Consider the following 14,033-nt stretch of genomic DNA (forward strand, 5'->3'; position numbering starts at 1 on the left):
TTAAGGGTGCTGCGGGCGCCAGGGTTCGATCAGCGCGTCCAGGTTCAGTGCGTCGGCGAAGTCGAGGAACTGATCGCGCAGCCAGCTGATCTGGGTGCCGGCCGGCAGGGTCACGGTGAGGGTGGCGTTGAGCATGCTGGTGTTGGTGTGCGGCGCCTGGTAGGTGTCGCAGGTGAGGTTCTCCAGCTCGATGTTGTGGTCGATGAAGAACTGGCACAGCTCATTGAGGATGTCCGGCCGATAGACGGCACTGACGTAGGCGACGTAGGGCAGGGCCTGGGCGCGGGTGACGTGGACATTGCTGCGGGTGACGCTGAGGGTGAAGCCGTGGCGCTTGGCCAGCGGCGACAGGCCCCCTTCGAGGCGCGCCAGGGCATCCCAGCTGCCGGAGACCTGCAGGATCAGTGCGCTGAACTCGCCGTGGCGGGTCAGGCGGCTGCTGACCACCGAGCAACGGTTGTCGATGCAGGTGCGGCACAGCACGCTGGTCAACTCCATCGGGTTCGGGCCCAGAGCACTGATCAGGAGGAATTGTTCGCGAGGGTGAGAGGTGGACATGCAGCTTTCCTGGGAGGGGCGGCCAAGCGGGCCGCTCGACAAAGGGGAAAGGGTAGCGAAAAGCGCCGATGAGGGGAATGTCTGACCGCTCGCGGGTCGTTGCGTCACCTTGTGCGTGGCCGGTGGCGACAGTACCATTACGGCTTTCTTTTTCCGGCAGGAGCGGTTGCATGATTGCGGGCAGTATGGTGGCGCTGGTCACCCCCTTCGATGCTCAGGGTCGACTGGATTGGGACAGCCTCGCGAAGCTGGTGGACTTCCACCTGCAGGAAGGCACCAACGCCATCGTAGCGGTCGGCACCACAGGTGAATCGGCCACTCTGGATGTCAGCGAACACCTGGACGTGATCCGTCGCGTAGTCGACCAGGTCAACGGCCGCATCCCGGTCATCGCCGGCACCGGCGCCAACTCCACCCGCGAAGCGGTCGAGCTGACCGAGGCCGCCAAGTCCGGCGGCGCCGACGCCTGCCTGCTGGTGACCCCGTACTACAACAAGCCGACCCAGGAAGGCCTGTACCAGCACTTCCGCCACATCGCCGAAGCTGTGGCCATCCCGCAGATCCTCTACAACGTGCCGGGCCGCACCGCCTGCGACATGCTGCCGGAGACCGTCGAGCGCCTGTCCAAGGTGCCGAACATCATCGGTATCAAGGAAGCCACCGGCGACCTGCAGCGCGGCAAGGAAGTCCTCGACCGCGTCGGCAAGGACTTCCTCGTCTACTCCGGTGACGACGCCACCGCCGTCGAGCTGATGCTGATGGGTGGCAAGGGCAACATCTCGGTGACCGCCAACGTCGCTCCGCGCGCCATGAGCGACCTCTGCGCCGCCGCCATGCGTGGCGATGCCGCTGCCGCCCGCGCGATCAACGATCGCCTGATGCCGCTGCACAAGACCCTGTTCATCGAATCCAATCCCATCCCGGTCAAGTTCGCCCTGCACGAAATGGGGCTGATTCCCGAAGGCATCCGCCTGCCCCTGACCTGGCTCAGCCCGCGTTGCCACGAACCGCTGCGTCAGGCCATGCGCCAGACCGGCGTCCTGGCTTAAGGAACCCCTCGCATGAAGCGACTGGCAGGACTGACTGCGCTCGCCCTGGTTATCGGCAACACCTCCGGCTGCGGCTGGCTGTGGGGCCCGGAAGGCTATTTCCGTGACCGTGGCGACGATTACCTGAACGCCCGCGAAACCGCACCGATGAAGGTGCCCGAAGGTCTGCAGAGCAAGCCGCTCGATCCGCTGCTGCCGATCCCGATGAACGTCGCCACCAGCACCGAAAAGGAAGGCGAGTTCGAGGTACCGCGTCCACAACCCCTGACCGGCGCCGGCGAAGTCAGCGACTTCAGCCTGCAGAAGAGCGGCGACAGCCGCTGGCTGGTGGCCCAGCGCCCGCCGGCGGAAGTCTGGCCGGTCGCCCACCAGTTCTTCCAGGACAACGGCTTCTCCATCGCCGACCAGCGTCCGCAGACTGGCGAATTCAGCACCAACTGGCAGCCGTTGTCGCAGCTTTCCGCGCCGCTCGCGCGCCGCCTGAGCAGCCGCGTGTCGGGCGTCGAGCCGGACAGCGAAGCGCGCGTTCGCGTGCGCATCGAGCCGGGCGTGCAGACCAACACCAGTGAAGTCTACGTGCTCAGCGAAACCCGCCCGGCGGGCAGCACTGCCAGCAGCGACTGGCCGACCAAGCCGGTCGTGCCGAGCCTGGACGCCGCGCTGCTCGACGAGATGCTCGCGAACATGGCGACCAGCGCCGAGAAGGGCGGCTCCGTCTCCCTGCTTGCTGCGCACTCGGACTACGACACCCCCGGTGCCGTGCAGTTGAACAAGGACGGCAGCGGCAACCCGGTACTCACCGTGGATTCCGACTTCGACCGTGCCTGGGTCAGCGTCGGCCGCGCCCTGGACCGTGCCGACATCCGCGTCGACGACCTCAACCGCAGCCTGGGCGTGTATTACGTCAACATCGCCGAAGGCGCGAAGAAGAAGGACGAAGACAAGCCTGGCTTCTTCAGCCGCCTGTTCGGCGGTGGCGAGAAGACCAAGGAAGAAGAGGACGCCAAGGCCCAGCGCTACCAGGTTCGCCTGACCAGCGTGAGCAACACCGTCCAGATCACCGTCGACAAAGACATCAACACCTCCGCACCGGCTGACGTGGCGCAGACCGTGTTGGAGAAACTCCAGGAGAGTATGCGGAATGCACTTCGCGGTCCTGGGGAGCGGAAGCCGGGGCAATTCGGCCTTGGTGAGCAGTTCTGACACCCGGATACTGATCGATTGCGGCTTCCCGCTGCGTGAAACCATCCGCCGTCTGGCGCGCCTGGGCGTAGAGCCCGGGCAGCTGGACGCGGTGCTGGTCACGCACGAGCACTCCGATCACATCAACGGCGTCGAACTGCTGGCCCGGCACCATCGGATACCCGTGTACCTCAGCGCCGGCACCCTGCAGGGAATGCGCAAGCCGGTGAATCCGGCGGGGCTGCTCAAATGCGGCGACCGCCTGGAACTGAAAGACCTGGAAGTCACTGCGGTGAGCGTCTCCCACGATGCGCGGGAGCCCCTGCAGTACGTGTTTTCCGATGGCCGGAAGCGCTTTGGCCAGCTCACCGATCTGGGGGCCGCCACGGCGCAGGTGCTGGAATGCTATCGTGGCCTCGATGCCCTGATCATCGAGGCGAATCACGATACCGACATGCTGGCCCGCGGTCCGTATCCCTACCCACTCAAGGTTCGCGTAGGCGGCCAGTGGGGACATTTGAACAACCGGCAGGCCGCCGAGATCGTGGCCCAGCTGGGCTGGGAAAGCCTGCAGCACCTGGTGCTGGCGCATCTCAGCGAAAAGAACAACTCGCCGCAGCTGGCCCGGCAAAGCTTCGTCGACACCCTCGGGTGCGACCCGGACTGGCTGCAGGTAGCCGATCAGCATTCTGGACTCGACTGGCGCACCATCGCCTGAGCCCACCCCCTAAGCAAGCGGAGCCCATCATGGAAAAACGCGAAGAACTCTATCGCGGCAAGGCCAAGTCGGTTTACACCACCGACGACGCCGACCGCCTCGTCCTGCTGTTCCGCAACGACACCTCGGCGTTCGACGGCAAGCGCATTGAGCAGCTCGATCGCAAGGGCATGGTGAACAACAAGTTCAACGCCTTCATCATGCAGAAGCTCGAAGCCGCCGGTATCCCGACCCAGTTCGACGCCCTGCTGTCGGACAACGAAGTGCTGGTCAAGAAGCTCGCCATGATTCCGGTCGAGTGCGTCGTGCGTAACTACGCCGCCGGCAGCCTGGTGCGCCGCCTGGGCGTGGAAGAGGGCCTGCAGCTCACTCCGCCGACTTTCGAGCTGTTCCTGAAGAACGACGCCCTGGGCGACCCGTTCATCAACGAATCCCACGTCCAGGCCTTCGGCTGGGCGACCCTGGAGCAACTGGCCGAAATGAAGGCCTATTCCTTCAAGGTCAACGAAGTGCTGAACAAACTGTTCGACGACGCCGGCCTGCTGCTGGTGGACTTCAAGCTCGAGTTCGGCCTGTTCCACGGCAAGATTGTCCTGGGCGACGAATTCAGCCCGGACGGCTGCCGCCTGTGGGATAAAGAGACTCGCAAGAAGATGGACAAGGACCGCTTCCGCCAGGGTCTGGGCGACGTCATCGAAGCCTACGAAGAAGTGGCCCACCGTCTCGGCGTGCCGCTCTGATCCGACGAGTGCACGCAAGCGCCTGATACCACGCAAAAAAATCCGAAAACAAAGCTTCGCGTTCGGAACACAAGCTGGTATCATGCGCGCCGCACGGAGAGATGCCGGAGTGGCCGAACGGGACGGATTCGAAATCCGTTGAGTCAGCGATGGCTCCTAGGGTTCAAATCCCTATCTCTCCGCCATTACAAATGGCCGAAGCCCCTGAAATTCTTAGAGTTTCAGGGGCTTTGTCTTTTCTGGGTCTGCCATTTAGGACAGATTTAAGACAGATTCCCGCACTTGCAGGCCCTTCCGCACCCTCCTAGGCCTGCTCTCTGAATCCCATCATCTGCGACACGATCGCCGCCATGCTTTTGGTATCGACCGGAATCCATCGCCCATAGGGCTTTCGCACCATCGTTGTGCCCGTGTGGCGCCGACGGTTGGATGTCCTATTTGAATTGGGTGCGGACGGACGGGACGTTGATGTCAATCAGCCGGTGCCCGAACAGGGCGGAGCAGAATCGAATCAGGTTCAATCAGCTCTGACTGGAGGGCTTGAAGATGAAAGCGCTGTCAGTACTCATCGGTCTGATCAACAGGGGTGATGCAGTTGTTGCGCTTGGCGCGCTGTCATTGCTCTCAGCCGCGATCGTGGTTTCGTCCGTGCTGCTGATGGGGTTGAGCGCGGGCTGATTGCGAGCTGTACAATCCGCGCCCCTAAAAGCGGAGGTAGCAAATGGACCGTGTTAGTCGAAAGGTTGATCAGCTGCGTCGGAAGATCCGGAGTTTCGATTGCAAGCCTGGTTGCCACGATTGCTGCGGACCGGTCACGGCGACATCGGAAGAACTGTCTCGACTGCCCGTCAGGAGTGCGGCTGAGCACGAGGCAGCTTTGGCGGAGTGGAACTGTGTCCACCTGGGCCCGAATGGATGCGAGGCGTATGAACAACGCCCACTTATCTGCAGGCTATTTGGGACCACGCCTCGTATGCCCTGCCCAGAGGGCAGGGGACCTGAGACGCCCACTGATGAGCGGGTGGTCAGCCAGGTCCATCAACTGATCGCCAGTACGCGGCAGGTACTGGTGTAGGCGCAAAACAGGTCAGAAGCCCTCCCGCGCCGCTTAGTTGGCTGGATGAACCGAATGGCGTTCGCTTCTGGAGCGCAAGTCTGAAGCGCAGGCATCACCCGCAGTACCCATCCATCTTCTGCTGATTCCCCTGCGTGGGATTGGCCTGGTACTGCTGTCGCCAGAACTGGCACGGCGCGCTGTTGAAGCGTTTTTCCTGCTCCGACTTTTCGATCTGGCGGTTCTGCTGTTCCTGCGTGGCCTGCCGGCGCTGGAGGTATTGCTGGAACATCTCTTCGTTGCTGCCAGGTGGCGGGGCAGGGGTTGTCGCCGGCATTGAAGAGTGACGCGTGGTTAAGGCGGTGGGCATATCAGGCCATACCAGCCAGGCAGTAACTGCGACAGCCAGGCTGCCGAGCCAGATGCCGGCGGCGATGGCGAAGGTGAGTTTCCAGAAGTTCAGGGGCTGGGACATGGGCGCAGGCTTTGGCGGATTGAGTGCCACTGATACCCCATCGAAGCCCTCGATGGAAAGAGGCAGGCCCGCGGCGCCTGGGCGCCGCGGGCAACGGCTCACTTCGGCGCAGCGGCGGACTCGTAGGCTTCCAGGGCGCGCAGGGAATAGATGTAGGCGGCGCCGGCATTGAGGGAGATGGCGGTGGCCAGGGTCTGGGCGATCTCGGCTTCGCTGGCGCCGGCCTTGCGTGCGGCTTCGGCGTGGACGCCGATGCAGCCGTCGCAGCGGGTGGTGATGGCCACGGCGATGGCGATCAGCTCGCGGGTCTTCGCGTCCAGGGCGTCGCCGTCAGCGGCGGCGGCTTCCAGGGCCTGGTAGGCGGCGATCATCTTCGGGTGCTTCTTGCCCAGGGCACCGAAGGCTTTCTTCACGGCGGGAACGTATTCAGACCAGTTGAACAGCATGATGTTTCTCCTTGAGGCCGGGTTGGGTGGTGTGTGGCCTTGGAGCTTAGTCTGCGTCAGTCGGCGTGTCGGGTATTGTCTGTTCCGCTCAGGTTTTTCATCGATGCGCTCGACCTCGGCGTCACGGGGGTTCAGTAAACGGCGAGGATTTCGTAGCGCTGACGGGCGCTGCCGTTACCGACTTCCACTTCGTCGCCGGGCTGGCGCTGAAGAAGCGCGCCGCCCAGTGGGGCGCGACGGGTGATCACGAGGATTTCGATGTCGTCGTAGCGCACCTTGAGGCCGGCGCCGTCCGGGCCGAGGAAGACCCAGCGCTGCAGCCCCTGGTCGTTGACCAGTTGCACCAGGGCGCTGGTCTGGATGCCTTGCTCCTCGTCGAAGTCGCGCAGTTGCAGGTTCTCGAACAGCGTCAGTGCCTGACGGATCTCCTCCACGCGGCGCGATTGGCCGGCGGCAAGGTACGCCGCTTCCAGGCCGAGAGTGTCGTACTTGTTCTCGGCGACGTTCTCTTCGTGGGTTGCGGTTTCGTGGGCCGTCCTGGCGGCTCGCACGGCGACCTCGAGGTCTTCGGCGAGGCGGCTGAGGATCAACTGGTGGGCGCGTTGCTTGTCCATGGCGACAGGGCTGGTAGGAAAGGCGCCTATCCTAGGGCCTTTGCCTGGGACTGCGAAGGGCTTTCAAGATTTTCCTCAGGCGGCCGATAGAAAGGCTGAATTCCCGGAACAAGGACCTCGGGCATGAGCCTTTCCATTACCTCGGCGAACCAGGCGTTCGCCAGCCAGTTGCGTGTCGCCAGCGACGCCGGCAGCACTTCCAGCACCCAGTCCGAAGGCGCCGATGAAAGCGCCAGCAGCACCGGCAGCCCTCGTCTGCAGGCCGGTGATACCGCGTCCAGTGGCAAGACCAAGAGCTCGGGCGGCTCCGGCAACACGACGGTGGATCAATTGCAGAAGCGTCTGCAGGAGCTGCAGAAGCAGTTGCAGGAGGAGCAGCGCGAGCTGGCCGAGGCGCAGCAGCGCCGCTATTCCTCGGACACCGAGAGGACTGCGACCCTGATGGCCATCCAGAGCCGCATCGGCACGACCAGTGCAGCGATGCAGCAGACCGCCGCGGCGTTGGCCGCGGCGATCCGCAAGGCCGGTGGCAGTGGCAGCGGCTCCATGGTCAGCGCCACTGCCTGAACCGGTCAGTAGCCGGCGAGGATATTGACGATCAGGCCGCTGGCAATGGCGACCAGGATGTAGTCGCCGTTGACGTACAGCCAGCGATGATCACGGGGCGGCGCGTAGAGATGGCGTGCCTGCCAGTCGGTGACCCAGTAGCGGTCGCCACGGTAGGCCGGCTCCACCATCACGCCACGACGCCAGTCGCGATGAGGTACCGGCATGCCCGCCTGTGGGCGGAAGTGCGGGTCGCGGTAGTAGCGCGGGTCGGCATGCCCCGGGTGGCCCCTTTCCTGATGGCCGCTCTGGGGGCCACGTTGCTGGTACTGCTGTGGCTGTTGCCGTTGCTGCTGTTGTTGCGGGCCGCGGTTGTCCTGGCGGTTCGGGCCGTTGTCCGGACCGGGGCCGGGCTGGGCGAAACTGGCCAGGGGGCTGCCAAGCATCAGGGCGGCACAGAGCAGAGCGACGGACTTCTTCATGGTGTTCTCCTGCGCATCCGGCCTCGCCGGTGCGGATTTCCTGCTTTCATCTCCCGGGCGATCCGGGTACTGCATGAGACCGCAACCGCGCGTCAATCAGTGCCAAGGCTAAGTAAAGGTCTGGTAAAGAGTTTTTCTGTTTTGTCAGCATCCCGATACATCGCCTTCCGGCGGCGTCGAGAGACTGCAAGCCTTTGTGCGCTTGCAGCATTTGATGCTATGTTTGCAGAAAATGCACTGACAGGAGTTTCGCCATGAGCGCGCTGCTGAAGGAAAATCCCGCGGCCGACGCAGTACTCGCCAAGGCCGTGCTGAATGCCCGTGAACACCTGGCGATGACCCAGCAGGAACTGGCCGCCATCGTCGGCGTGGACCGCAGTGCCGTGAGCCGCTGGAAGCAGAACGGCCTGCGTGTGGACAGCAAGACGGGCGAGCTCGCCCTGCTGCTGGTGCGCGTCTACCGGGCACTGTTCGCGCTGTTCGGCGGCAACCTGGAGGACATGCGGCATTTCCTGCGCACCGAGAACCGTCACCTGGGCGGCGTGCCGCTGCAGATGATGGAGCAGGTGCAGGGGCTGGTCGCGGTGGTCGAGTATCTCGACGCCATCCGGGGCAAGGTCTGAATGTCCTTCGCGGCCGGCGCCCGACTGTGGGCGAAGTACCAGGATGTCGTCATCGCCCCGATCCGTGGGCGCCTGGTACGACTGGTGGAAAGCCAGGGCCAGGTGGCGACGCTGCAACTGGTGGATACCCTGGAGGAGCAGGCGCTGCTGGAGGAATTGCTGGAAACCAGCAAGCCGCGCATGCCGCCGCCGGCCGAGGCGCTGCACTACCTGTTGAAGACGCCGTTCCGCTATCCGCCGCTGCGCTGGGGTTCGCGCTTTGGCCGGCGCCATGAGCCGAGCCTGTTCTACGGCGCACTGAAGCTGGAAACCGCCATGGCCGAGTCGGCCTTCTACCGCTTCGTGCTGTGGGAGGGCATGAGTGAGCCGCCGCCCAGCGGGAGAATCCTCTCCGAGCACGCCTCGTTCGAGGCGCGCTTCCAGGTGCAGAAGGGGGTGCGCCTGCAGTTGCCGCCGTTCCGCGAGCATGAGCAGGAGCTCTGCGATCCTGCGGACTACAGCGTCTGCCAGGGGCTGGGCAGCGCCATGCGCGAGGCTGGCATCGAGGCCTTCGAGTACCGCTCGGCGCGGTGCCCACAGGGTGGTATCAATGTCGCGCTGTTGGCGCCTTCGGCCTTTACCGAGAAGCGTCCGCGCAACCTGATGCCCTGGTTATGCGAGACCACCTCGGACTATGTCGCCTTCAAGCATGCCCAGGTGCCCGACAGTCCGCGTCTGTACCGCCGCGAGCAGTACCTGCAGGAGGGCAGGCTGCCTTATCCGGCCTGACCGTTCATCGTTTCGTCATCAACCTGCCACGGTGGGCGGTGTATGTTGCGTGATGGCCAAGCAGGGAGCGCCAGACCATGGAGATACGGATAGCCGTCCATCCCAGCGACGATCGTCGCTGGCGCGTGTACCTCAACCAGTTCTTCTACGACTGCAGCAGCCGCAGCGCTGCCGAACGCGTTTATGCGCGGGTCTGTGCTGCCGAGCAGGAAGCTGCAGCCCTGCACAGTCCTCCGCGAATCGTTCGGCCGCTGCGCATCGAGCGGCGGCGGGTTCAGATCGCCTGAGCCGCGCTCGCGACCCTCACTGCTGAGAACTCTTCTTATCCACTGCCCTGAAACGGGGCGGTCGGCTGCTACCCGGCGCGCAGTTGTGCACAATGCTGACGCGACCTGTCAAGTCCCTGCAACATTGCATTTAGCCACCCTCCAAAATTCCTTGCGTTTTTTAACTTATTGAAAAATAAGGGAAATTTTCATTGGTGAAAAAATCACCAATCTGTCATGCGGCCCCAGATCACTGGGGGTAGGGAGTGTTTTCAGCAAGTTCTCCACTGAGTTATCCACAGCTTCTGTGGATTGTCCCGAGCGCTTGCTCTGCAGCCTTGATCCAGGGCCTTTGCAAGTGACAAAGCGTCTCAACGTGAGCCGCTGGTAGTATGTCGCGATTCACTTGCAGAGCTCGGAGTCCCGCATGCCCCTTGATGTTTCCGCCCTGTTGCTGGGCGCGCTCGCCGGATTGCTGCCCATGGCGGCGCTCGCCTGGCATCTGCAGGCGCGGCGGGTGCAGGTGGAGCAGGAGGCGACCTTGCTGCGCGAACGTCTGGCCACCGCGCAATTGGCGCAGGACGGCTTGTCCGCTCGCGCCGAGGCCGATCGCGAAGCCTTCCAGCACCTGAGCGGGCGGCACGGCGAGCTTTCCGCCGAAGCAGCCGCCCTGCGCCGCGAAGTCGAACTGGGCAAGCAGGAGCGCGCGCGCCTGGGCAACGCCGAGCAGGACTGGCAGGCCGAACGCGCCGACAAGGAAGTCGAGTTGCGCCGGCTTTCTGCCGAGCACGCGGCGTTGTCCGCCGAGCTGCGCGAGCAGCAGGACAATCACCAGCAGCGCCTGGGTGATCTGCAAGCGGCGAAGGACGACCTGCGCGCGCAGTTCGCCGAGCTGGCCGGGAAAATCTTCGACGAGCGCGAGCAGCGCTTTGCCGAGTCGAGTCAGCAGCGCCTGGGGCAATTGCTCGATCCGTTGAAGGAACGCATCCAGTCCTTCGAGAAGCGGGTGGAGGAGAGCTACCAGGCCGAGGCCCGCGAGCGTTTCTCCCTGACCAGGGAACTGGAGCGCCTGCAGCAGTTGAACCTGCGCCTGGGCGAGGAGGCCACCAACCTGACCCGCGCCCTGAAGGGCCAGAAGACCCAGGGCAACTGGGGCGAACTGGTGCTGGAGCGGGTGCTGGAGCACGCCGGCCTGGAGAAGGGCCGCGAATACGAAACCCAGGTCAGCCTGCGCGCGCCGGACGGCGAGCGCTTCCAGCCCGACGTGCTGATCCGCCTGCCCGGCGACAAGCAGGTGGTGGTGGACGCCAAGGTCAGCCTGACCGCCTACCAGCAGTTCATCGCCGCCGACGACGAGGTGATCCGCCAGCAGGCGCTCAAGGCTCACGTGCTATCCCTGCGCAGTCACGTGAAGGGGCTTTCCGACAAGGACTACCGACGCCTTGAGGGGCTGCACAGCCTCGATTTCGTGCTGTTGTTCATGCCGATCGAAGCGGCCTTTTCGGCGGCGCTGCAGGCCGAGCCGAACCTGTTCCAGGAGGCCTTCGAGCGCAACATCGTGATCGTCAGCCCGACCACCCTGCTGGCGACTTTGCGGGTGATCGACAGCCTCTGGCGGCAGGAGCGGCAGAACCAGAACGCCCGCGAGATCGCCGAACGCGCCGGGGCGCTGTACGACAAGTTCGTGCTGTTCGTGCAGGACCTGGATGAGATGGGCACGCGCCTGCAACAGCTGGACAAGACCTACGCGGCCGCACGCAACAAGCTCTGCGAAGGACGCGGCAACCTGATCAGCCGCGCCGAGCAGGTCAAGCTCCTGGGCGCGCGGGCCAGCAAGAACCTGCCGACCGAATGGCTGGAGCGGGCGCTGAGCGATGATTCGCCTTTGGTGGAAGAAGGTGAGTAGCGCAAGTCCGGGGAATCCCCTTGTAGGAGCGAGCTTGCTCGCGAACCAGTGTTTCCCGGAATTGCCCAGATAGCCGGTTAGTTCTCTTCGCGAGCAAGCTCGCTCCTACGAAGAGTCAGAACAGCGGATACGGCTTGCCCGCCGTGCCATCGGCAAGGCGCCGTAGCCTGAGGTGCGTAGGATGGGTGGAGCTTGCGATACCCGTGCTGCAACTGATGGGTATCGCTGCGCTTCACGCCATCCTACGAAGAGCGTTTCGCGAGATGGACGACCTTGGTCAGAACAGCGAGTAAGGCTTGCCCGCTGTCCCATCGGCGAAGCGCCGGAGGCGGAAGGCGTGCAAGTCCATCCCCGGCTGTCCATCGACAATCCACTGACTCATCAGTTGCCCGACGATCGGCCCCATGGCGAAGCCATGCCCGCAGAAGCCGGTGGCAATCAGCAGGCCGGGCACTTCAGGCGGCGCGTCGAGCACCGGGATGCCGTCGGGCAGCACGTCGATCAGGCCGGCCCAGCTTTCCACCACCCTCACATCACGCAGCGCCGGGAAGGCCCGTGCGAGGTTGGTCTGCGCCTGGAAGACGCGTGAGGTATTTGCCTTTACCTGCGGATCGCGCTCGCCGAGTACCGGGCCGTTCATGCGGCGTTCCGAGCCGGGCAGGCGCTGGCGCAGGTCGTGGAACAGCGCGCCGTTGAGCTTGAAGGAGAAGCCCGCACGGTGCTCCGGCAGGTGCGGCAGGTAATGTTTCGCGCCACGCAGGTAATCGAGGTTGAGGTCGATATCGGCCTGGGTTTCGTCGGCCAGGTTGATGCTGCCGTCGGCGCGCTGGCGGAAGCCGATGCCATGACCGATGAAGCTCTGCGCACCGACGTCCGGGCCGGGGCTGGTGCGCGAGACGGTGCAGCGCACGGCCTGCTGCGGCAGGTCCAGCCCGAGGCTCTGCAGCAGAAGCCAACTGCTGGCGCCGGCGCAGACCAGCAGTTGCCGCGTCTTCACGTAGCCGCGTTCGGTCTGCACGCCGCAGATGGCGCCGGCAGCGCGGTCGATGCCGGTGACGCCGCAGCCTTCGACGAACACGGCGCCGCGTTCGATGGCGCGCAGGGCGTAACCCGGAGCGACCCGGCGCGGCTCGGCCTGGCCATCGTTGGCGGTGTACAGCGCGCCCAGTGCCGGATCGCTCAGCGCCGGCATCAGCTGCGCGACTTCCGCGCGGCCGAGCAGCCGAGTGCCGAGTCCGAAGTTGCCGGCAACCTTCAGCCAGTCCTCGTACTTGTGTTGCTGCTCCGGCGTTTCGGCCAGGTACAGGCAGCCGCCCTGGCGCCATTCCAGCGGCAGTTGCAATTCCTTTTCCAGACGTTCCCACAGCGGGATGGCGGCCATCATCAGCGGCACTTCCGCCGGGTCGCGCGCCTGCTGGCGGACGAAGCCCCAGGCGCGGGTGGATTGCTGGCTGGCGAGGCCGGCCTTGTCCAGCACCAGCACGCTCAGGCCCAGACCCGCGAGCTGCCACGCGGTGGCGCAGCCCATGATGCCGCTGCCGGCAATGACCACGTCCACCTGCTCCGGCAGGCGATCCACGCGAGCGGAAAGGGCGGGGTGAAGCGGGTAGGTTCCCATCGGCATAAAGCGGCATCCCAGAATCGATAAACGGATGCCGCAGTATGCGTTCGGCGTGCCTCGCGCATCCACTGCGCGGGCGCGCCGAGAGGCTCTAGGAGGCGCGCGCGGCCCGGCTGGCGGCCGGCGAGCGGGCCAGGTAATCCAGCGCTTCCTGGGTGTTGGCCTCGTGGTCGGGGTGGTACCAGGGCTTGAAGTAGCGCAGGAAGCTGGTGGCCACCGAGCTGATCTTCGGCAGCACGCCGCTGCGCGAGCCATCGCGCCAGATGGCGGCGAAAGAGCGTGGCCTGGCCAGGCTCGGGTCCTGCCGCGACAGGGTGCGGGTGCCGAAGGCGAACAGGTAGATGATCAGCGGCCAGACCACGAACATCCACAGCTGACGGCTGATGAAGGTGCCGCCCAGGTGCACGTGCAGGTCGTGGGCGACGTTGCGGTGCTCCACCTCTTCGGCGCCGTGCCAGCGGAACAGGTCGAGCAGCACCGGGTCGGCCTGGGCGCGGTCCAGCGCGTCAGCCTCCAGGATCCACTTGCCCAGCACGCAGGTGAAGTGTTCCACCGCCGCGACGATGGCGCAGCGCTGGCCGATCCACCAGCGCTTGAGCCAGGCGGTGCGGTTGAACAGCGTGAGCCCCAGTGGTGTATCGCTGAGCAACTGTTCGAACAGGTAGTCCATGACCTTCAGGTAGCGCGTCGAGTCGATGCCGTGGTGGCTCAGGTAGCGTTCCAGCGCGCCGTTGTGGGCGCGGGCGTGCATCGCCTCCTGGCGGATGAAACCCTGCACGTCGTCGCGCAGGCGGCCTTCCTTCACGAAGGGCAGGGCCTTGTTGTACAGGCGGCAGAACCACAGCTCTCCGGCCGGCAGCATCATGTGGATGACGTTGACCACGTGCGAAGCCTCGGGCTCGCCGGGAATCCAGTGCAGCGGCGAGTCGCTGTAGTCGAACTGCACCTTGCGCTGTACCAGCTTGTGATGATGATCGTTCATGGT

Annotated in this window: 18 protein-coding genes, 1 tRNA gene and 1 pseudogene; 12 read left to right on the plus strand and 8 right to left on the minus strand. The window is 64.6% G+C overall.

The annotated features are described in order from the left end of the window. Positions 1-558, minus strand: a complete 558-nt coding sequence (locus HNP46_RS13720) for a glycine cleavage system protein R (protein ID WP_184589746.1) — start codon at positions 556-558, stop codon at positions 1-3. A gap of 170 nt (positions 559-728) precedes the next feature. Between HNP46_RS13720 and dapA the strand changes: the two genes are divergently transcribed. The 5 genes from dapA (at position 729) to HNP46_RS13745 (ending at position 4,432) form a co-directional block, all read left to right on the plus strand. Beyond that, positions 729-1,607, plus strand: coding sequence for a 4-hydroxy-tetrahydrodipicolinate synthase (gene dapA / locus HNP46_RS13725; protein ID WP_184589747.1), 879 nt, complete (start codon positions 729-731; stop codon positions 1,605-1,607). A 12-nt stretch (positions 1,608-1,619) separates the two neighbouring features. After that, positions 1,620-2,810, plus strand: a complete 1,191-nt coding sequence (gene bamC, locus HNP46_RS13730; protein ID WP_184589748.1) for an outer membrane protein assembly factor BamC — start codon at positions 1,620-1,622, stop codon at positions 2,808-2,810. Then, a complete protein-coding gene (locus HNP46_RS13735) occupies positions 2,749-3,507 on the plus strand; it encodes an MBL fold metallo-hydrolase (RefSeq protein ID WP_221454960.1) in 759 nt (252 codons plus the stop codon). The genes bamC and HNP46_RS13735 overlap by 62 nt, the downstream gene beginning before the upstream one ends. A gap of 29 nt (positions 3,508-3,536) precedes the next feature. Continuing rightward, positions 3,537-4,247, plus strand: a complete 711-nt coding sequence (gene purC / locus HNP46_RS13740; protein ID WP_045210340.1) for a phosphoribosylaminoimidazolesuccinocarboxamide synthase — start codon at positions 3,537-3,539, stop codon at positions 4,245-4,247. Positions 4,248-4,342: 95 nt separating this feature from the next. Continuing rightward, a tRNA-Ser gene (locus tag HNP46_RS13745) sits at positions 4,343-4,432 on the plus strand. Between the two features lie 119 nt (positions 4,433-4,551). Here HNP46_RS13745 and HNP46_RS35855 read toward each other — a convergent pair. Next, a pseudogene (locus HNP46_RS35855) lies at positions 4,552-4,662 on the minus strand (site-specific integrase); the annotation flags it as partial. A gap of 131 nt (positions 4,663-4,793) precedes the next feature. Between HNP46_RS35855 and HNP46_RS35860 the strand changes: the two are divergent. Both HNP46_RS35860 and HNP46_RS13750 read left to right on the plus strand, forming a co-directional pair. Further along, positions 4,794-4,925, plus strand: coding sequence for a hypothetical protein (locus tag HNP46_RS35860; protein ID WP_260403163.1), 132 nt, complete (start codon positions 4,794-4,796; stop codon positions 4,923-4,925). A 43-nt stretch (positions 4,926-4,968) separates the two neighbouring features. Then, positions 4,969-5,322 (plus strand): YkgJ family cysteine cluster protein, encoded by a 354-nt coding sequence (locus HNP46_RS13750; RefSeq protein ID WP_184589749.1) that lies wholly within the window; start codon positions 4,969-4,971, stop codon positions 5,320-5,322. Positions 5,323-5,416: 94 nt separating this feature from the next. On the opposite strand, the gene HNP46_RS13755 is transcribed toward HNP46_RS13750, so the two are convergent. The 3 genes from HNP46_RS13755 to HNP46_RS13765 all read right to left on the minus strand — a co-directional run bounded on the left by HNP46_RS13755 (position 5,417) and on the right by HNP46_RS13765 (position 6,836). Next, a complete protein-coding gene (locus HNP46_RS13755; RefSeq protein ID WP_184589750.1) occupies positions 5,417-5,776 on the minus strand; it encodes a hypothetical protein in 360 nt (119 codons plus the stop codon). Between the two features lie 98 nt (positions 5,777-5,874). Beyond that, positions 5,875-6,222, minus strand: a complete 348-nt coding sequence (locus tag HNP46_RS13760) for a carboxymuconolactone decarboxylase family protein (protein WP_184589751.1) — start codon at positions 6,220-6,222, stop codon at positions 5,875-5,877. Between the two features lie 131 nt (positions 6,223-6,353). Beyond that, a complete protein-coding gene (locus HNP46_RS13765) occupies positions 6,354-6,836 on the minus strand; it encodes a GreA/GreB family elongation factor (RefSeq protein ID WP_184589752.1) in 483 nt (160 codons plus the stop codon). 123 nt (positions 6,837-6,959) lie between these two features. On the opposite strand from HNP46_RS13765, the gene HNP46_RS13770 reads away from it, so the two are divergent. Then, positions 6,960-7,403 (plus strand): hypothetical protein, encoded by a 444-nt coding sequence (locus HNP46_RS13770; RefSeq protein ID WP_184589753.1) that lies wholly within the window; start codon positions 6,960-6,962, stop codon positions 7,401-7,403. A 5-nt stretch (positions 7,404-7,408) separates the two neighbouring features. On the opposite strand, the gene HNP46_RS13775 is transcribed toward HNP46_RS13770, so the two are convergent. Next, positions 7,409-7,864 (minus strand): RcnB family protein, encoded by a 456-nt coding sequence (locus tag HNP46_RS13775; protein ID WP_184589754.1) that lies wholly within the window; start codon positions 7,862-7,864, stop codon positions 7,409-7,411. Positions 7,865-8,118: 254 nt separating this feature from the next. On the opposite strand from HNP46_RS13775, the gene HNP46_RS13780 reads away from it, so the two are divergent. From HNP46_RS13780 to rmuC, 4 genes are all read left to right on the plus strand, one after another. Continuing rightward, positions 8,119-8,487, plus strand: coding sequence for an antitoxin Xre/MbcA/ParS toxin-binding domain-containing protein (locus HNP46_RS13780; RefSeq protein WP_184589755.1), 369 nt, complete (start codon positions 8,119-8,121; stop codon positions 8,485-8,487). Further along, positions 8,488-9,255, plus strand: a complete 768-nt coding sequence (locus HNP46_RS13785; RefSeq protein WP_184589756.1) for an RES family NAD+ phosphorylase — start codon at positions 8,488-8,490, stop codon at positions 9,253-9,255. 77 nt (positions 9,256-9,332) lie between these two features. Next, positions 9,333-9,542, plus strand: coding sequence for a hypothetical protein (locus HNP46_RS13790; RefSeq protein ID WP_184589757.1), 210 nt, complete (start codon positions 9,333-9,335; stop codon positions 9,540-9,542). Between the two features lie 520 nt (positions 9,543-10,062). Further along, on the plus strand, positions 10,063-11,427 hold the full coding sequence (gene rmuC, locus HNP46_RS13795; protein ID WP_184589958.1) for a DNA recombination protein RmuC: 1,365 nt from the start codon (positions 10,063-10,065) through the stop codon (positions 11,425-11,427). A gap of 277 nt (positions 11,428-11,704) precedes the next feature. Here rmuC and HNP46_RS13800 read toward each other — a convergent pair whose 3' ends face one another. Both HNP46_RS13800 and HNP46_RS13805 read right to left on the minus strand, forming a co-directional pair. Continuing rightward, the gene (locus tag HNP46_RS13800) at positions 11,705-13,051 is read right to left on the minus strand and encodes an NAD(P)/FAD-dependent oxidoreductase (RefSeq protein WP_184589758.1); all 1,347 of its coding nucleotides are present in this window, start codon (positions 13,049-13,051) and stop codon (positions 11,705-11,707) included. Positions 13,052-13,139: 88 nt separating this feature from the next. Continuing rightward, positions 13,140-14,030: a metal-dependent hydrolase gene (locus tag HNP46_RS13805; RefSeq protein WP_184589759.1), complete on the minus strand. Its 891-nt coding sequence runs from the start codon at positions 14,028-14,030 to the stop codon at positions 13,140-13,142. Positions 14,031-14,033 lie beyond the last annotated feature (3 nt).

This window comes from Pseudomonas nitroreducens (assembly GCF_014204515.1).
In the GTDB taxonomy this organism is placed as follows: domain Bacteria; phylum Pseudomonadota; class Gammaproteobacteria; order Pseudomonadales; family Pseudomonadaceae; genus Pseudomonas; species Pseudomonas nitritireducens_A.